Origin of the sequence: Chitinivorax sp. B (assembly GCF_005503445.1) — a bacterium.
Taxonomy (GTDB): domain Bacteria; phylum Pseudomonadota; class Gammaproteobacteria; order Burkholderiales; family SCOH01; genus Chitinivorax.
Window position 1 is genome coordinate 112706 of the sequence record NZ_SCOH01000008.1, and the last position, 18657, is coordinate 131362.

General features: G+C 53.5%; 22 protein-coding genes. 14 read left to right on the forward strand and 8 right to left on the reverse strand.

Annotated elements, in window-relative coordinates; genetic code table 11:
- Positions 1–3 precede the first annotated feature (3 nt).
- From FFS57_RS07275 to FFS57_RS07310, 8 genes are read left to right on the forward strand one after another with little or no spacing between them, the layout of a single operon-like run.
- Entirely contained in the window at positions 4–339 is a 336-nt protein-coding gene (locus tag FFS57_RS07275; RefSeq protein ID WP_137937109.1) for a c-type cytochrome, read from the forward strand.
- A complete protein-coding gene (locus FFS57_RS07280; protein ID WP_249383929.1) occupies positions 305–1582 on the forward strand; it encodes a cytochrome D1 domain-containing protein in 1278 nt (425 codons plus the stop codon). The genes FFS57_RS07275 and FFS57_RS07280 overlap by 35 nt, the downstream gene beginning before the upstream one ends.
- Before the next feature lie 3 nt (positions 1583–1585).
- A complete protein-coding gene (gene ahbB, locus FFS57_RS07285; protein ID WP_137937110.1) occupies positions 1586–2578 on the forward strand; it encodes a siroheme decarboxylase subunit beta in 993 nt (330 codons plus the stop codon).
- A complete protein-coding gene (locus FFS57_RS07290; RefSeq protein ID WP_137937111.1) occupies positions 2571–3029 on the forward strand; it encodes an AsnC family transcriptional regulator in 459 nt (152 codons plus the stop codon). The genes ahbB (FFS57_RS07285) and FFS57_RS07290 overlap by 8 nt, the downstream gene beginning before the upstream one ends.
- A gap of 20 nt (positions 3030–3049) precedes the next feature.
- Positions 3050–3829: a type IV pili methyl-accepting chemotaxis transducer N-terminal domain-containing protein gene (locus FFS57_RS07295; protein WP_137937112.1), complete on the forward strand. Its 780-nt coding sequence runs from the start codon at positions 3050–3052 to the stop codon at positions 3827–3829.
- A complete protein-coding gene (gene ahbB / locus FFS57_RS07300) occupies positions 3829–4302 on the forward strand; it encodes a siroheme decarboxylase subunit beta (protein WP_137937113.1) in 474 nt (157 codons plus the stop codon). Before FFS57_RS07295 ends, ahbB (FFS57_RS07300) begins: the two co-directional genes overlap by 1 nt.
- A 4-nt stretch (positions 4303–4306) precedes the next feature.
- The gene (gene nirJ / locus FFS57_RS07305) at positions 4307–5527 is read left to right on the forward strand and encodes a heme d1 biosynthesis radical SAM protein NirJ (RefSeq protein ID WP_137937114.1); all 1221 of its coding nucleotides are present in this window, start codon (positions 4307–4309) and stop codon (positions 5525–5527) included.
- A 50-nt stretch (positions 5528–5577) separates the two neighbouring features.
- Positions 5578–7095 carry a nitrite reductase gene (locus tag FFS57_RS07310; RefSeq protein ID WP_249383932.1) on the forward strand — a complete coding sequence of 506 codons (1518 nt, stop codon included), beginning with the start codon at positions 5578–5580 and terminating at the stop codon, positions 7093–7095.
- A gap of 150 nt (positions 7096–7245) precedes the next feature.
- On the opposite strand, the gene trhA is transcribed toward FFS57_RS07310, so the two are convergent.
- A complete protein-coding gene (trhA, locus tag FFS57_RS07315) occupies positions 7246–7860 on the reverse strand; it encodes a PAQR family membrane homeostasis protein TrhA (protein WP_137937116.1) in 615 nt (204 codons plus the stop codon).
- A 1409-nt stretch (positions 7861–9269) separates the two neighbouring features.
- On the opposite strand from trhA, the gene FFS57_RS07320 reads away from it, so the two are divergent.
- From FFS57_RS07320 to FFS57_RS07345, 6 genes are all read left to right on the forward strand, one after another.
- Positions 9270–9482, forward strand: coding sequence for a CsbD family protein (locus FFS57_RS07320; RefSeq protein ID WP_137937117.1), 213 nt, complete (start codon positions 9270–9272; stop codon positions 9480–9482).
- A 130-nt stretch (positions 9483–9612) separates the two neighbouring features.
- Positions 9613–10245 carry a response regulator gene (locus FFS57_RS07325; RefSeq protein ID WP_137937118.1) on the forward strand — a complete coding sequence of 211 codons (633 nt, stop codon included), beginning with the start codon at positions 9613–9615 and terminating at the stop codon, positions 10243–10245.
- A 110-nt stretch (positions 10246–10355) separates the two neighbouring features.
- Positions 10356–10757, forward strand: a complete 402-nt coding sequence (locus tag FFS57_RS07330) for a response regulator (RefSeq protein WP_171013712.1) — start codon at positions 10356–10358, stop codon at positions 10755–10757.
- A 328-nt stretch (positions 10758–11085) separates the two neighbouring features.
- Complete coding sequence (locus tag FFS57_RS07335; RefSeq protein ID WP_137937153.1) at positions 11086–11412, forward strand: BON domain-containing protein; 327 nt, start codon at positions 11086–11088, stop codon at positions 11410–11412.
- Between the two features lie 112 nt (positions 11413–11524).
- Entirely contained in the window at positions 11525–11692 is a 168-nt protein-coding gene (locus tag FFS57_RS07340) for a DUF1328 domain-containing protein (protein WP_137937120.1), read from the forward strand.
- Between the two features lie 268 nt (positions 11693–11960).
- On the forward strand, positions 11961–13337 hold the full coding sequence (locus FFS57_RS07345) for a CHASE3 domain-containing protein (RefSeq protein ID WP_137937121.1): 1377 nt from the start codon (positions 11961–11963) through the stop codon (positions 13335–13337).
- Between the two features lie 53 nt (positions 13338–13390).
- On the opposite strand, the gene FFS57_RS07350 is transcribed toward FFS57_RS07345, so the two are convergent.
- From FFS57_RS07350 to FFS57_RS07380, 7 genes are all read right to left on the reverse strand, one after another.
- Positions 13391–13705: an AzlD domain-containing protein gene (locus FFS57_RS07350; protein ID WP_137937122.1), complete on the reverse strand. Its 315-nt coding sequence runs from the start codon at positions 13703–13705 to the stop codon at positions 13391–13393.
- The gene (locus tag FFS57_RS07355; protein WP_137937123.1) at positions 13702–14394 is read right to left on the reverse strand and encodes an AzlC family ABC transporter permease; all 693 of its coding nucleotides are present in this window, start codon (positions 14392–14394) and stop codon (positions 13702–13704) included. The genes FFS57_RS07350 and FFS57_RS07355 overlap by 4 nt, the downstream gene beginning before the upstream one ends.
- 116 nt (positions 14395–14510) lie before the next feature.
- Positions 14511–15359, reverse strand: a complete 849-nt coding sequence (locus FFS57_RS07360) for an AraC family transcriptional regulator (protein WP_137937124.1) — start codon at positions 15357–15359, stop codon at positions 14511–14513.
- Positions 15356–16066: an aspartate/glutamate racemase family protein gene (locus FFS57_RS07365; RefSeq protein ID WP_137937125.1), complete on the reverse strand. Its 711-nt coding sequence runs from the start codon at positions 16064–16066 to the stop codon at positions 15356–15358. Before FFS57_RS07365 ends, FFS57_RS07360 begins: the two co-directional genes overlap by 4 nt.
- 312 nt (positions 16067–16378) lie before the next feature.
- Positions 16379–17392 (reverse strand): acyltransferase family protein, encoded by a 1014-nt coding sequence (locus FFS57_RS07370; protein ID WP_137937126.1) that lies wholly within the window; start codon positions 17390–17392, stop codon positions 16379–16381.
- Between the two features lie 446 nt (positions 17393–17838).
- Positions 17839–18048, reverse strand: a complete 210-nt coding sequence (locus FFS57_RS07375; RefSeq protein WP_137937127.1) for a hypothetical protein — start codon at positions 18046–18048, stop codon at positions 17839–17841.
- A 48-nt stretch (positions 18049–18096) separates the two neighbouring features.
- On the reverse strand, positions 18097–18570 hold the full coding sequence (locus tag FFS57_RS07380) for an SRPBCC family protein (protein WP_137937128.1): 474 nt from the start codon (positions 18568–18570) through the stop codon (positions 18097–18099).
- Positions 18571–18657: the final 87 nt, after the last annotated feature.

The window sequence follows — 18657 nt, forward strand, 5'->3', positions numbered from 1 at the left end:
GCCATGCGTACCGCATTCATGTTGCTACTCAGCTTGGCCCTGGTCAGCCCGAGTCCCGGTGCACCGCTGTCGTCTCAGCGGCAAAGCCAGTTGCTACATTTGCTGAAACAGGACTGCGGTGCCTGCCATGGTATGACACGCAAAGGAGGGCTAGGCCCACCTTTGACAGCGCATGCATTGAACGACAAACCCACCGACAGCCTGGTCGCTACCATTCTGTACGGCCGCCCGGGCACCGCCATGCCACCTTGGCAAGCCTTTGTGACCGAAGCAGAAGCGCTCTGGCTCATCCAATGGATAAGCAATGAATCGGGCAATGATCCGCCAGTATCTCGTTAACTGGCTTGGGCCACGATCTGGTCGCCCTGCCCTGTCAGCAGATAATCTCAATCCGCTTGAGCACGGCCGGTATTCGCCATATCTTGTTGCAGCTTTGCTTGGCATAACATTGCTGGCAGGTTGTGCCACAACAGATCACAGTCAGGCAACGGGTGATCTCGGCGTGATCGTTGAACGGGCCGATGGTGCCGTGCAGATTGTCGAACGCAGCCGACATCGCAGTCTGGCTACCATTTCTGGTCTTGGCGACCTCTCCCATGCATCGGTGGTGTTCTCGCACGATGCACGCTTTGCCTATGTGTTTGGCCGCGACGGCGGCTTGACTAAGCTGGACCTGCTTGAACGCCGCATCGCCAAACGCGTGATACAGGCTGGCAACAGCATTGGTGGTGCCATTTCGCAAGATGGCCGCCTGGTGGTGGCACAAAACTACGAGCCAGGTGGCATCCGGGTATTCGATGCAGACTCGTTGGAAACCCTGGCGACCATCCCCGCTGTCACAGCGACGGGTCAGCCCTCCAAAGTCGTTGGCTTGGCAGATTTACCAGGTAACCGGTTTGCCTACGCCCTGTTTGAAGGTGGCGAAATCTGGGTAGCCGATCTCAGCCAGCCACGAGCCCCCCGCATCACCAAATTCCCAGCCGGTCTCCAGCCCTATGATGGCCTGGTCAGCAGTGAAGGTCGTCATTACATAGCGGGCCTGTTTGGCGAAGACGGATTGGCCTTACTCGATACGTGGTATCCAGAACGTGGTACACAACGCATCCTGCCTGATTACGGCAAGGGCACAGCAAAACTGCCTGTTTACAAAATGCCGCATTTACGTGGTTGGGCCCTGACCAGCAGCCGCGCCTTCCTGCCGGCCATCGGTCGTCACCAGGTTCTGGTTGCCAACCGGCAGGATTGGCGCGAGATCGGGCGCATCCCAGTACTGGGCCAACCCGTGTTTGCCATGGTCGAACCCTCGCAACGCCGTGTCTGGGTCAATTTTGCATTCCCTGACAATGACAAAGTTCAGGTGATTGATACAGATACCTTGCAACCGATTGCCACACTGCTGCCAGGCAAAGCCATTCTGCATATGGAGTTCTCTGCGCGTGGTGATGAGGCCTGGCTATCAGCCCGTGACAGCAACGAAGTGGTGGTATTCGACACCAACACCTTGCAAACCATAGCCAGGCTGCCTGCGCGCAGCCCCTCCGGCATCTTTTTCACTTGGCGAGCACATCGCATCGGGATGTAAATCATGGGTATCTGCCTTGAATCAGCCATCAAGTTTGACCACCAACATTGGCACTTTCAGTTGCTGAACGACTACCAGCGGGATCTACCTGTCGTACCCAAACCTTTTCAGATAATGGCTGACGAATTGAGTGTCAGCGAGCCACAGGTCCTGAACACGTTACAACATTGGCAGGATACCCAGGTAGTCAGCCGTGTCGGCACTGTGTTTCAGCCCAACACGGTCGGTTATTCCACGCTAGCGGCGATGGCGGTTCCCAATACACGGCTCGACGCAACCGCAGCGCTCGTTTCGGCCCGGCTTGAGGTTAATCACAATTATCAACGGGAGCATGTTTTCAACCTGTGGTTTGTCGTTACCACCCCAACCATTGAACAGCGTGAAACCGTACTGACAGAGCTGGCAGCAACCTGCAACTTGCCATTGATCTCGCTCCCCCTGGTTCAGGACTATCACATCGACCTCGGTTTCGATTTGCAACACGGTACGACACCTCACCGCAATCAACCCAGCCGTCGAGTCCACCCAACACCGCTGCAGCGACACCTGCTACGGATCATGAGGAATGGGTTACCGCTGGTCAGCCGGCCATTTGCACAACTTGGGCGACAGATCGATCAGTCCGAACCCTGGGTCATGCGCCAAATCAATGATTGGCTGGATAACGGAGCAATCCGGCGCATGGGGTTGATCGTCCGTCATCATGAACTGGGATTCACCGCCAATGCCATGGCTGTGTGGGACATACCCGATGAAAGGGTTCATGCCATCGGGCAGCAATTGGCCATGGAGCCCGGAGTGAACCTGTGCTACCTGCGTCAACGTGCCCTGCCTGCTTGGCCATACAACCTGTTCTGCATGATTCACGGCCGTCACCGCCTAGCCGTAGAAGCCCGATTGGCGACACTAAACAATCAGCTCGGCCTGGCTCATTATCCACAAACCGTGTTGTTCAGCGTCAAGCGGTTCAAACAGTGTGGAGCTTGTTATGGCTGACAACAGGTTGGACACACTGGATTGCCAGATCATCAATCGCATGCAACGCGGTATGCCCATTTGCAGCCAACCTTATCAAGCCATCGCCGATGAATTGGGTATCAGTGAGCCTCGATTACTGGCCCGATTACACGCGTTATTGGCAGACGGCGTACTGACGCGGATTGGTCCGATGTACCAGATCGAGAAAATGGGCGGTCGATTTTGTCTGGCAGCCATGGCGGTACCCACGTCGGATTTCGATCGTATTGCGGCCATCGTCAATGCCTTTCCCGAAGTTGCGCACAACTACCAGCGCGATCATCACCTCAATATGTGGTTTGTGGTGGCCTGTGCCAGCCCACAAGCCCTGTTTGACACAATAGAGCGGCTCAAAGCCGCCACTGGGTTGCACGTATATGCAATGCCAAAGGAGAAAGAGTTCTTCGTCAACCTCTATCTCCCCGCCTGACGGGGTGAGGAAAAACAACCGTGAAGATACAAGCGCATTACCGCCGTTTTCTGTTATTGACCTTGAGTGCATTGGCTGTGGCCAGTGTATCAGCCGCCGACATCGCCTACCCGGACCTGATCAACAAAGCCGGTCGACAACGCATGCTGTCCCAGCGCATCGTCAAAGCGTATCTGCAGATGGGCGCCAACGTCTTGCCGGATCAAGGCCGGCAGGTACTGGCTGACTCCATCAAGACCTTTGAACATCAGCTGGCCGATCTGAAACAGGCCGAACTGTCCCAGGTGGTCGAAGTCGCCATTGAGCATGAAGAACAGCAGTGGAGGGCCTTCCGGGAGCTTGCCAGTGGGCCGGTCAACCAAGTATCTGCCAAAAAGCTTCAGGCCCAATCCGACCTGTTGCTGGCCAGTGCCAATGCCGTGACCCTGGCATTGCAGGAAGCCTATGGACAGCCTGCCGGCCGATTCGTCAATCTGGCAGGACGTCAGCGCATGTTGTCACAACTGTTGTCACGACAATATCTTGCCAAGTATTGGGGAATAGCCCATGCCGATGATGACAAGGCCACTCAGGATGCACGTGGCGAATTCGGGCGCAATCTGGCCCAACTCAGCGGGACACCCAACCTCACCATCACATTGAAGCAACAACTGGATCTGGCCAGCCAACAATGGCTTTTTCTGGATACCGCGTTGACACAGCCACATAACGCCAACAATGCGCAAAGTGTGGTCAGCACCAGTGAACGGATACTGGAAGTGCTGGATAACGTCGTCAGCCGTTTTGAAAAGAGCAAGTAATGGATGAGATCGACCACCGTCTGATTCGCCTGACCCAAGCTGGCCTGCCACTGGTATCCAGGCCTTATGCCACCCTGGCGACAGAGCTTGGGCTGACCGAGCAGATGGTGATTGATCGCATGCAGGCCATGCAACGACAGGGACTGATCCGTCGAGTCGCTGTCGTACCCAATCATTACGCACTGGGTTATCGACATAACGGCATGACCGTGTGGGATATCGATGACGAACAGATCGCCGATATCGGTATACGTATCGGTGCGTTGCCTTTTGTCAGCCATTGCTATCAGCGTGCCCGTCACCTGCCAGACTGGCCTTACAACCTGTTTGCCATGGTGCATGGCAAAACCCGTGAACAAGCCGACCAGCAGGTAGCACAGATTCGCGCCCTGCTAGGGAATGCCTATCGGCATCATGCCGTGCTCTACAGTACCCGTATTCTCAAAAAAACCGGCCTGCGCCTACCGGAGTGACATCATGTTTCGCCTCAGCCAGTTCATGCAGTCGCTGCACCACCTTCAATCTCAACCGTTGCTTGGTCAAACACCAACCCAGCGCCGTCACCCGCCTGGACCGGTTGTGATCTGGAATCTCATCCGTCGCTGCAACCTGACCTGTAAGCATTGCTATTCCATCTCTGCCGATACCGATTTCAAAGGCGAACTGAGCACAGAAGAAATCTACACCGTGATGGATGACCTCAAGCAGTTTCAAGTACCGGTGCTGATTCTGTCTGGCGGCGAACCGCTGATGCGACCGGATATTTTCGACATTGCCCGCCGGGCCAAGGCCATGGGCTTTTATGTAGGGCTATCCAGCAACGGCACGCTGATCAGTGAACACAATATCGATGCCATTGCCACAACGGGCTTCGACTATGTTGGCATCAGCCTTGATGGTATCGGCGTGACCCATGACCGCTTCCGGCAAAAGATGGGTGCCTTCGATGCATCCATGACGGGCGTTCGTTTGTGCAAAGCAAAAGGTATTCGGGTTGGCATCCGCTTCACCATGACCCAAGACAACGCACCAGAACTGCCACAACTACTGGCCCTGATGAATACAGAACAGATCGACAAGTTTTACTTCTCCCACCTCAATTATGCTGGGCGCGGCAACAAGCACCGTACCGACGATGTCATGCACCGTACCACTCGTTGGGCCATGGATACCTTGTTCGAAACCTGTTGGCAGGATACCCAAGCTGGCCAGCAGCGGGAGTTCGTCACCGGTAACAACGATGCAGATGGTGTTTACCTGCTGCACTGGGTGCGGGCACGCTTCCCGCAACTGGTGGCACCGATGCGACAGTTACTGGCACAGTGGGGCGGCAATGCCTCCGGTGTCAATGTGGCGAACATCGACAATCTGGGTAATGTCCATCCCGATACCATGTGGTGGGATTATCAATTGGGCAACGTTCGTCAAAGGCCATTTTCCACAATATGGCAAGACACAACCGACCCGTTGATGGCTGGTCTGAAACAACTGCCACGCACGCTGAAGGGCCGTTGCGGTGGCTGTGGGTATGCTGACATTTGTGGTGGCAACACCCGTGTTCGGGCTTGGCAGATTACCGGTGATCCTTGGCAGGAAGACCCCGCTTGTTACCTGGATGACAAGGAATTGGATATCACCGGTCACGGAGCACGTATCACAACCACACCTTATATGCCACTAAAACGGGTGTCAGCATGATCAGGAGCACACTCGTGAACCTTGCCCCCTTCTTGCTTGTTACGGTCTTCATGGCAGGCCCAATCTGGGCCAACCAAGCCCTGGCGCCCAGCACCAATCAACTATATCAACAGCACTGTCTGGCCTGTCACGGCGATCAACGCACCGGGAGGATGGGGCCGGCGCTATTGCCGCAGAGTCTGGAACGTCTGAAGAAAACCGATGCGCTGGATGTCATTCGCCATGGCCGGCCCGCCACGCAGATGCCAGCTTTTGGCGACAAGTTGGACGATACTGTGCTGCAGGCACTCACCGATTATTTGTACACCCCATCAATCACGCCCCCAAGATGGACGGAATCTGATATCCGCAAATCGCGCACTGAACCTACCCGCCGCACAGCGCTGAAAAACAAGCCAGTATTCAATGCCGACATGAAAAACCTGTTCGTGGTGGTGGAAGGTGGCGATCACCATGTGACCATTCTGGATGGTGACAAGCTTACCCCTATCCATCGTTTCCCGACGCGCTATGCACTGCATGGCGGGCCAAAGTTCAGCCCGGATGGCCGTCATGTCTATTTCGCATCACGTGATGGCTGGATCAGCAAATTTGATATCTGGAACCTCAAGACCACCGCTGAAATCCGCGCCGGGCTCAATACCCGCAATATTGCCGTATCAGCAGATGGTGAATATGTGCTGGCAGGCAATTACCTACCAACAACGCTGGCTTTGTTCGATAAAAACCTGAACCTGTTACGCACCTATGACGTGAAAAATGCCGACGGCAAGCCTTCTCGGGTGTCAGCGGTATATGACGCAGCACCGAGACAAAGCTTCATTGTCGCCCTCAAGGATTTGCCTGAAGTCTGGGAGATTCCCTACGCCAACAATACCCCACCTACGTTCAAAGGTTACGTTCACGATTACAAAATGGGGGAAGCCATTGCACTGCCCGGCCAATTCACCCCAAAGGAAATCCTGCTTGATAGCATCCTCGACGACTTCTTCTTTGACCCAAGTTATACACACCTGATTGGTGCCGCCCGTACCGGGAAAGCGCAGGTCATCAACCTCAACATCCGCAGGAAAATCGCCGATCTCGATCTGCCAGGCATGCCACATCTGGGCTCTGGCATCACTTGGCTACGCGATGGCAAACCCGTGCTGGCCACCCCCAATCTCAAAGATGGCACAGTGACCGTCATTGATATGAACACGTGGCAAACCATCAAACACATCACCACCAACGGCCCTGGCTTTTTCATGCGCAGTCATGAAAATACGCCCTATGTGTGGGTGGACAGCATGATGAGTCGCGACAGGAAGGATACCTTGCAGATCATCGACAAAAATACCCTGGACATCGTCGGCAGCGTCGCCCCCATGCCTGGCAAAACCCTGGCCCACATCGAATTCACCCGTGATGGCCGCTATGCACTGGCCAGCCTGTGGGAACGAGATGGTGCCATCATCGTATTCGATGCCACTACTTGGCAGGAAGTCAAACGCCTACCGATGTCCAAGCCCATAGGCAAATACAATGTGCATAACAAGACCACCCGCTCAACGGGTACCAGCCATTAAGCCCACCCACGCAGGAACTGGCTGCAGGTTGGGCTTGATGTGGAACAACCTGACGTCACACCCCACACGGGTTCAGAACGCAGCACACTGACGAGCAAACATGAAAATGGCCTTGGTATCAACCCATTTGATCGGCCAATGGACTACAGGCTAGGCTACGTAATTCAAGACTGTGTAATAGTGGCTTGCACTCCCACCCAGTACAAAAAGGTGCCACACACCATGGGAGTGCCGCCATCGCTCGTCATGAAGATAAAAAATGATGCCCACCGTGTAATGTGCCAAACCAATCGCCAACCACACCACGCCCATGATGCTGAGCTTTTCCAGCAAGGGTTCAGTCACGACAACACAGAGCCAGCCCATGACGGCATAAAGCGGTACACAAGGTGGTGCATGACGCCCCCAGAACAACTCTCGAAGAATGCCGTATATCGCCAGCCCCCACACGGTCACCAGCAATGGCAAGCCCCATGCATCACGCAGGGTGACCAGACCAAAAGGGGTGTAAGTACCGGCAATCAATAGGTAGATGGCGCAATGGTCGAGCTTGGCGAACAAGCGTTTTTTCGCACCGCGAATACTGTGGTACAGCGTTGATGCAGCGTACAGCAGGATCATCGTGGCGCCGAAAATACTGAAGCTGATGAGCTTCCAATGATCGCCTTGATGTGCTGCCACCTTGATCAACATAATGGCCCCCAGAATGGCAAGCAATGTGCCGATCAAGTGCGTGATGCTATTGAAGCGTTCTCCGTAATACATGCCTGCCTCCACTTGGACAATCCAAGCAACCTTGATACATCCTTGATCAAGGCACACAGCCAAATGAATATGCTGCGTTCAAGCATGTACTGCTTCAAAACAAACCCAAACCGTCTACCAAAAACAACAAATGCCCTATTGCAGGGCTCAATGCTGAATCATCCAACCTCATCGGTTGATGGGCAACGATTCGGTAAGCACTTATTCATCACGCTCATTTCAGGATAGAACTAATGACACATAACTGCATTGGGTTTTACATCGTACTGCCAAATAAATTATCTTGACTTGCCCATATAGCGACTTGCTACCCGGCAAAGCCGGCACCCTTAAACACAAGCCATGTATCGTCAGGCTTGCCATACCTGGCCGACTTGGCATGCAGCAACTGACAATCAAGCGGAACGCACCTTGCAACAAGATGGACAGGTCATATTACGACCCGCACACGAAGATGAAAGCGCGCACTATGGGTATTGATATATTCGTCGCTGGAGTGGAAGCAATTTGACGCGCCCTATTTTGCATTCACCCCCTCCCGCAGTTTGAAGGGAGCGAATTTACCCAGCTCAAAATAGAGGACAGACGTCGCGTCATTGACTATCAAGGACAAACCATAAGTGCTATCCGTTATCACTGGATCGACGAAACCACTCGCTGGCTTGAAGTCGGCATTACCATCTATCAATCGCCACAATGGAGGCAAGTATCGGCCAGCGCGCACTCAGGCTGTGGATACGACACCTGTTCACCCATTTTGAGGTGGCGCACATTGGACCGGCCACTTGGTCGGGCAATCCGCGCATGATTCATTGCACCGAGGCCACCGATATGCAAGTGGAAGGCATCCTTCGCAAGTAACGCTTTTATCAGGGTATCTATTACGATTCGGTCAACCTGGGCGTCTTACGTGAGGAAATGTGTTGAACAACTCCGCCCAAATTAACACCAGTATTGTGTACCAGTTGAGGGCGACACAATATATAGCGGGCCATTCGAGATCACAACACTGGCACCGATCACGTGCGCATTCCAGAACTATCATGGTGAACTATCCGGCTTGTTCGCTCATGGCTATCAGCCGCTGGTTAGTGACATTTTGCAGGCCGGTGGCACCATGACCGGCGAAAGCCGGGAGGTCTACCATACATGGAAGGAACCGGACTCCCCCAATAACCGGATCGAATTGCAATTTGCCCTACAAAACCTCGCGAACTAGCGCAACTGGCACCAAGCCTACAACCTGGACAAATCGCCAATGTCAGTGTTGTCCTACATGCACATCGGACAAAACCGATCAGGCGATACCGTTCTCACCGACTGTGTCGACCCGTGCTGGTTCGTATCATGATCGACAGGTGATGAGGGCATGCCCTCACACCGCGTATCCTCATACAAGGAGCCAGATCATGAACTGGAATCGAATCGAAGGTAACTGGAAACAGCTCAAGGGTAATGTACGAGAACAATGGGGTCGCCTGACTGACAACGACATTGATGTGATTGCAGGCAAACATGAACAATTGGTGGGCCGTTTGCAGGAAGCGTACGGCATGGCCCGGGATGAAGCCGAACGTCAGATTGACGAATGGGCAGAACGTGCAATTCGCCAGATTCACTGATGCTCCAAGGCCTTTTAGCCACGCCAAGACAATGTAAAGTGGCTAAAAGGTCAGGCGAACACACCACTGCTTGCTTGACTACAATAATAGCGAGGCCCGCCCTTGGGCAAAGGCATCGAGGCGATTGAATATGATCAAGCTGTTGATCGTGGATGACCATGATGTGGTTCGTGCCGGCTTCCACCATATTTTGAGTACGCAGCCCGATATCGAAGTAACTGCCGAAGCAGACACCGGCAAGGCTGCACTGGATATCATTCGCAAACAAGCAATCGACGTTGCGATGATCGATCTGGCATTGCCCGATATGTCTGGACTGGATGTCTTGAAGCAAGCCAAGGTGATTCGCCCTGCTATGGCAGTACTGATTTTGAGCGGCTATTCAGAAGAAGAATATGGCCTGAATGTACTGAAGTTTGGGGGCAGCGGCTTCGTTGGCAAACAATTGGCACCGGAGCAACTGGTTGCCGCAGTCAGGCGAGTGGCCCAAGGGCGTCGGTTCATCAGCCCGCACCTGGCAGAGTTGCTGGCGGCAGGTCTGACTGACGATGTCGATCAACCTCAGCACACCAAACTGTCCGAACGCGAATTCCAGGTATTCAGCCGATTGGCGGCTGGCAAAAATGTCACCGAAATTGCCGACGACCTTTTTCTCAGTGTGAAAACGGTCAGTACTTATCGCAGCCGGGTACTGGAAAAGATGAATTTCACCACCAATGCTGATCTGACTTATTACGCAGTGAAGCATCAGCTTATGCCGTGACCATCATGATGTCCTTTGTGGAACACCCCAGCCACCCACGCCCCCCTCAATCATGGAGCATGCCCCCATCTCAACCCGACGAACACCGCCCTGAAACCGAGCAACAATTCATGTCAACCACCCGCACCAATCAGCAGTGGCGTGTATTGGTGGTTGAGGACCTGCCCCGCATCCAAATGCTGATTCGCGATGTGGTCGAACAGCGTGGCCTGTTTATAGTCGAATCGTTCGCCCGTACCGAGCAAGCTGCCATCGAAGCTTATACCGCCATCCACCACGAAGTGTTGATCGTGGATTTAATGTTGGCTGGTGGATCAGGCCTGAGTGTGATCAAAACGGTACGCCACATGCCTGGCGGGCTGTATCCGTTGATCATCGTCCTGACCAATCATGTCTCTCCCATCTTGGAGCAGGCCTGTCGTCAGGCAGGGGCTGACCACTTCCTGGACAAGAGCAAGGATTTCGTATCGATCCATTCGCTGCTGGAACAGGCATTGGCTGGACGCCATTGAATTAGCACCGCTGACACAACCCTTCTGGTGATGTTGCACAAACCTGCCGACCCTTCGTACGTTCTTCATTTACATACCGAAGCAGCACTGCTTCGCCGGGTTTTGTTGACGGCACTCAGACAAGACCTGTTCAAGATCTGTCGTGAATCGTCATGCTGACCGACTATGCCTATGTCGGCCAATTCCCACAACGTATTCGGTCAATATCGCACAGGTAGGACAGGCATGTCCGACAGGCATGGAACATGACCTTCAATAGACTATTTTCATGACAAAACGCGCCCTGCGTGAGTCACCTGAGCAAGGACTCTTACTGGAGGTAATTACCATGAAAAGCAATCTACATCTGCTCCGTACAATTGCGATCCTGATCAGCCTGGGTGGCGCTGTCAGCCTCACTGCTGGATGTGGTAGCACGCCTAAGCAGGAAAGCACTGGTGAATACATTGACGATACGGCCATCACCGCCAAAGTCAAAGCCGAATTCGTCGCCGACAAAACCGTCAGTGCCGCTGCCATCAATGTGGAAACCTTCAAGGGCGTGGTCCAGTTGAGTGGTTTTGCCATTAGCGCAGCTGAAGTTGATCGTGCCGTGATGTTGGCCAGAAACGTCAAAGGCGTGAAAAGCGTCAAGAATGATATCCGGATGAAATAACCCTGCCATAGGTATCTGATCGCCTTGCCTGGCCGAGTTGACCCGGCAAGGCAGAAAACCCAACCGCGGCGCCTGAAAGCCTCGCATTTTCAGCTAAAGGAAAGGAACTATCATGCTTAGCTGGGCCGCCACTTTCTTTGTCATAGCAATCATTGCAGCCATTTTTGGTTTTGGCGGCATCGCTGCCGGTGCAACTGAAATCGCCAAAATTCTCTTCTTTCTGTTTCTGATCGGCTTCGTGGTTTCACTCGTCATGGGGTTGATTCACCGTGGCAAGTAACATCCCGTACAATACAGGGCGCCAATCAGTCCACGACGGTGCGCCCTTCTTCCAGGCAGACCTACTACCTCAGCCCCCAAGCTGACGCATGCGCCAGATCGAAACAGTTAGCCGTACTCAGACAATTTTTGTTATGGTCGGGCAAAACACATTACATCGCCAATCTTGGATTACAAGATGACGTGTGCCGGTTTTCCTTGCCCAGAAGGCACCATCCTCTTGGAAACGAAGCTGCAGTACCTGAACCCCAATCAGTGATTGCTATGCCATGACCAAGTTCCCTACATTCTTCCAACGATTGGCACTGACTCCACTACGAGTTCTGTTGCCCCTGATCATGGCGGCATGCGTTTCGATCGGCGTATTTGCCATCTCGGAAATCTCCAGCGCCAAGTTGAAGACCTCTGGCCAGGAAGTCCGCCAGGCGGGGGAGTTGCTGCGCATGTTGACCAATTACCGGGCCGAATTGATCGATGCCGAAACTGGGGTACGCGGCTATCTACTGACACAGCGGGATGAATATCTCACCCCCGCCAGGCAAGCTGTCACCCGGTTACCGGCTACCCAACATGCAATAGGCGATCTGGTTGCCAGTAACAAGCGCTGGCGTGATCGGATGGCCGACCTCAATACCCAAGTCGGGCGGGTCATGACTCAATTGGATGAATCAATGACGATGGCCAAGGCGGGGCAGTTCGCCGAAATCCTGTTGCAAATGGATAAAGGCGATGGCAAGCGACAGATGGATACCGTGCGCCTCAACTTCATCTCCTTCGAAATTGATGTCCAACGCCAGCTATCGGCCTTGCTCGACGAATATGATCGCGCACTGCTGTTGTCACGGGTTGGAATAGGCATCATCGTCTGTTTGAGCTTGCTGTTTCTTGCCTTGCTGACGCGGTTGTTAATCGGTCATCTGGAACAACGAGAACAATATCAGGAGGATTTGCGGGGCCAGGCGGAAAATCTGGAACGGATTGTCAATGAACGTACCGATGAACTGTCCTCGCTCAGTACCTATCTGCAAGACAGCATTGAGCGCAGCAAAGCACAATTGGCGCGTGATCTGCATGATGAGTTCGGATCGATCCTGACATCGGCCAAGGTGGACGCCGCCTGGGTCGCTGGTCGGGTCAGCGATGACAGTGAAGCCAGCCGCCGCGTACAGCGGCTCAATGATGCCCTGGATGAAGCTATCGACCTGAAGCGACGAGTCATTGAAAACCTTCGCCCTTCCTTATTGGACCATTTGGGCCTGCCCGCTGCGCTTCAGTGGTATGTAGCCGAAACCTGTAACAAGGCTGAACTGCCTTTTGAATTGACAGCCTTTGACGATAGCCAGCCGGTTCCCCCGCCCGTGGCCATCGCACTGTATCGGATCGTGCAGGAAGCCTTGACCAACAGCATCAAATACGCGCAATGCCGCCATGTCCGCATTGCGTTGACACGTAACAACCAAGGCATCCGCCTGCTGTTTACCGACGATGGTATCGGCATTGCCAATTTCAACCCCAGCCAGCTATCACATGGTATTGCCGGGATGCGCCAACGTGCGCTGGGGCTCAAAGGAACGTTCCGATTAAAGACAGCTCCAGGGGATGGTACCGTCATTGATGTGTTTGTGCCGGCCCCCATGTTGGCCTGACATCACGTCATGGTACCAACAGGCACCTTGCTCGCGCTGCCCCCGAATACGAATCAGAACATTCGCCATCCTAAAAACACTGACATACCCAACACAGTGGTAATCAGCAAATTGTTGCGCCAGACGCTGGCAGCAATGGCTACCACCGCACCGATCAGATAAGCATTTTGCCAGCTGATATCGAGCGTCTGGCCATTCGGCATCAAGACTGCCGGGAACACAATGGCAGACAGCACTGCTGGCGGCACATAGTGCAAGGCACGCTCCAACAGTGATGGGAAACGAAAACTGCCCGCCATCGCAAACAAGACATAGCGAATGCCAAACGTAATGATGGCCATACCACCAATTGCCAACCACGGGTTCATGCTTTTTTCTCCAGACATATGCCAACCACCACGCCCACCAATGCTGCTGCGATCAGCCCCAGTTTGAATGGCCAGCTCGCGGTCAGCAATGCGACTACCCCTGCCGACACAGCGGCAGCCAACATCGGTCGTTGTTTGAGACTGGGCACCACAATGCCGATGAAGGTAACGCACATGGCAAAGTCCAGCCCCATGGAAGACAGTTCAGGAAACTGCCGGCCCACCGTCAACCCCAGGAAGGTCCAGACATTCCAGTTACAGTAAAACGGCAACGCAGCCCCGGCGAAGTACCAATGCCGAAAGCGAATATCCGCCCCATTCTCGAAATGCCGGTTGACCACAGCGAAAGTCTCATCAGTCAACCAGAACGCCAGTGGTACACGCCAGCGTTGAGGCAAATGTTTCACGTCTGGCAACAGCTTGGCTGCATAAAGCAAGTGCCGCAGATTAACGATGAAGGTAGTTAGCCACAGTACCAACAATCCGGCTTGGCCAGCAAAGAGGCTGAGCCCGATGAATTGGGCTGACCCGGCATAAATTGCCAGCGACATGGCCTGTGCCTGCCAGATATCCAGCCCTGATGTACCAGCCAAAGTGCCAAAGATGACACCAAACGGCGCTGCGGCCACCATCAGCGGGACCGTATCGCGCATACCCCGCCAGAATTCGATTGATTTTGTGTTTTCCATGATCCGTATTGAATCCGATCTGGAAACGGGTGTCTTGAACATTCTTGCGCATTGACGATCGCACTGACTTCACAACTGAACCAAGGTCATGAAGTGCTGCAACCCATATAGCGTCGTCAGGCCGCACCAACCACCAGATTGCGTGCGTAGTGCCCAGGTGGCACACCAACAATCCGTTTGAAATGGCGGGTCATGTGGCTTTGATCGGCAAAACCGGTATAGGTAGCAGCATCCACCAACGACACACCAGCTTTGAGCAGTTGCCGTGCACGTTGCACCCGCAGTTGAGTCAGGTAGGCATGCGGCGGCACACCCACATCGCGCTTGAATACACGATTGAGATAGAACGGGCTGAGCCCCGTCAAGGTGGATAGGCTTTCCAATGCAATGTTGTCGGCATAGTGATCCGCCAGATAGTCCAGCACCTGGCGAACGGCCCGTTGCTCTTTACCCAAGACCGCCAGGTTGGGTCGCGCCACTGCATGGCGTGCAATGAACTGGGCCATGGCCTGCTGTAGTATCGACTCTTTCTCAAGGCGGTCAGCCGACATTTCCAGCACACGGTGAGCATGGATCAACATTTGCGCAGTCTGCAGATTGACAATCGGCTCATCGGGAAAATACGGTACAGCCATTGACCGGCCTGCCATATCGCTGGCAATTTGCTGCATCATTGCGGGCATCGGGTAGAACACACGATAACTCCATCCCACCTCGATATCCACTGCACTGCATCCGGTATGGATCTCTTCCGGATTGATCTGCGCAATCATGCCACTGGCTGCAACCCGCTGGCCACCGCGATAACGATATTGTTCAGCCCCTTCCACAATGATGGCCACCACAAAACTTTCATGCGCATGCGGGGCAAAGCTGTGTTCGTGAAAACACGCCGTCAATAGTTCCAGGCCATTCAGGTGGGGGTCATGCCAAAAATGGGCATGTTCGCCATGCTGGGTCGTCATCGTGAGTCAGCCTGATGACCCAGTGCAAAATCCACCGCGGCTTCCACATGCAATATGGCTGTATCAAACAGTGGCAACGGTGAGTCACCCTGCGTAATCAACATGCCGATTTCCGTACAACCCAGGATCACGCCTTGTGCCCCTTGTCGCATCAGTTCGTAGATGATTTCCACATAATGCCGACGGGACACGGCATCCAGCCTGCCCTGGCACAGTTCCTGATAGATGACGTGATGTACCAGCTCACGATCCTCTACTGTCGGCAAAATCACGTCGAGCCCGTGTTGCATGCTCAATCGGCCAGCGTAGAACTCCTGTTCCATGGTGTATTTCGTACCCAACAAGCCCACCTTGTGGATACCTTTACGCTTGATGGCCTGGGCGGTGGCATCGGCAATGTGGATAAAGGGAACGGTCAAGACATGCTCGATCTGATCCGCAACTTTGTGCATGGTATTGGTCGCCAGCAAGATGCACTCAGCCCCGGCCACTTCCAGACGACGCGCCTCATGTGCCAGTTTGACGCCCGCCTGGTGCCAGTGCCCATCGTGTTGCATGGCCTCGATCTCGGCAAAGTCCAGTGACGAAATCAGCACTTTGGCAGAATGTAAGCCGCCCAGCCGGTTTTTTATCGATTCGTTGAGTAAGCGGTAATAGGATTGAGTCGATTCCCAACTCATCCCGCCAATCACCCCGATGGTACGCATGCAAAATCTCCAGATAGGTACCTGTCACAAGTATCAACACTATCGCGACAAGCCTTGTTTCAACGATAAGAACCTGTTCAAGGTCTGTGATGAGTAGCCACTAGCAGGGTGAAGCGCAGCGCAAAAACCGGCGTGTAGGTGTGATACATGAGGATGTTGAGCAGCACATAAGCCCCGATCGTGGTCGCGCAATAAGACATTGAACAGGTTCTAAGAGCAGTCTATCTGGAGAAACCGGTCATGCAAACAAACCCTGTCGTCACCAGCGGCTGAAGGCAGCGCCCGCGGCAACCCCGAACAGGTAAAACCCGTTCAGGCCTGCAATGCCACACGGCTGTTTTGCTGCCACCGATTGTTCAGGTAGCGCCGTATTGGTTGCTCAATGCAATAAAAAGAGGCAAGACCGCATACAAAGGCCATCCCCAACGCCAGCACTTTAGGGAAGCCTGTTTGGTTCGCATACATGTAGAACGGTTGCTGCCACAGATAAAGTGAAAACGACCAGATTCCCATCATCCTTAGCCACTTCATGGACATGAGCTGCTTCATCCAAGCAGGCATCGTCATCAGCAGATTGACTGCCAAGGCAAAGGCCATCACACCACACACCAGCTTGACCGGTGCTGGCACAGACCACCAATGAAACAGAATGCCCACTCCCACCAAAGCCGGGCATAGCACCATAGGCAATGTCGGCAATGCCCGCTTGCGCAACCACAAATAAAGACCTGCGGAAACAAAGATTCCGTATGCGGAAACTTCACTATGATTCCACATGACAAAATCCAGTTGTCGGCCACTGAAAATCAACCAATACATCACCCCGAAACAGGCAAAACAACCAGCAACACCACCAATGACCATAATCGGGTTTGCCCGATAACGCCGCACCAGCAACGCAATCAGCGAAAGCAAGATGTAGCTGTGCTCTTCCACTGCAAGGGACCAGATATGACCGACCGGCATGGCAGTAGGCGCGCCTGTGCCCGGGTAATAGTTGATGATGAACAGGCTGGCTGCGAGGATTTCCTGCCAATTAATGGCTTGTGATGTCACCAGGTAGAAAGTACACAAGCACGTTAAAAAGAACAGATGTGCCGGTATGATCCGTGCAATACGCCGTTGATAGAAAACTGCCAGTGGTGTTTGTTCCACAAACAGCAGTCGTGCCATCAATAAGCCGGACAACACGAAGAAAAGATTGACCCCCACCGCACCGAAGTTAATCCCCCGGATCGGGAAAAAATGACCAACCAACAAGAACAAAATGGCCATACCGCGCCAGCCATCCAGATAGTCAATATGTTTACCGTCTGTCGATGCCATCACCCGAATTTGCCTTCATCCTCAACCGGCCTGCAGATACTGATCATCAGCGATCACAATAAGCCGTCACGTATACCCAACAATATGAAAATTCCTCACATATCCGATAACAATAGCATGTGAAAAGCCACTGAAAATGTAATGATACATTTCCAGTACGCCATATTATGCTGGCACCAAATCGTCAGCCATTTGGCAGCAACGACAATTCATTCGGGGCAAAGTGGTAGTGTTACTGCTGGGGTGAAAAGAGGTAATACATCCATCTCGGCAGGCCGAGATCACATGATGGATCATGCTGAGTGTGAAAACCAAGGGGCTGACAACAGCGATCAACTTACCAACCCGTCGCATGATCTGCTGCTTCAACCATGCTCCACTGTGAAAAAAACAATACAAATCTAAGTATTGATCAATGGAATGGGTACGGCTCACGTACTGTGGTACTACAGCCGATCGGGCGCGGACAAGAAAAAAGGCTCTTGCGAGCCTTTGTTGCGTTTACCCATCAGGGCAGCGGCCTCTCGCCGCAGATCGCGTTTATCTGCCTGCCGCAGTGCGCGTTTTGATTTCTGATGCACACCGGCACCCTTGCAGTGAGCCAGTGCCATCGCCGCCACATCACGTGGTTTGATGGTATTGCCATGCTTTTTCATGTCATTTCCTGCTCGAAATTGGCACCAATACCATATCGGTGCCAGCGTCTACCCTTCCAGCTTGCCAGCCTCCGCCAACTCACGAATACGGCGTACTGCATCGACGTCATTGGCACGATAGGCTGCCTTCAAATAACCCAGCAACTGGGCTTCCTCCCCCTGACCAGAATCATCATGGGGGGTTTCATATACAAAACGGATAATCAGCGTTTCATTGGCCGGAGCTTCAACGGTTACATATAGTTGACCGCCTGGGTGTTGGTCATTGGCTTCTGTGTCGAAATGCATCTTGAAGGGGGCCTCCAGATGGATGCGGTCACGCACCATCAGGTTACCCAATTGCATTTCACGCAGTATCAAGGTAGCGTCGGTTTCATCCACCGATACCCGTTCCACACCCTGCATGAACAACTGCGGTGCACGTGCGCGCAACAGCAACCCTTGCCAGACCTGTTCCATTGTCAACGGGCTGGTCATCAGGTCAGTGGGATCGTTGATGATGATCACATGCTCGAAACGCACAATATTTCCTTGTCAAAGTCCGCTATTGCATCATGCGGATGCAAAGCCAAAGCTGACGGATCATACCGGAGCCGGTTTCCATGTCAA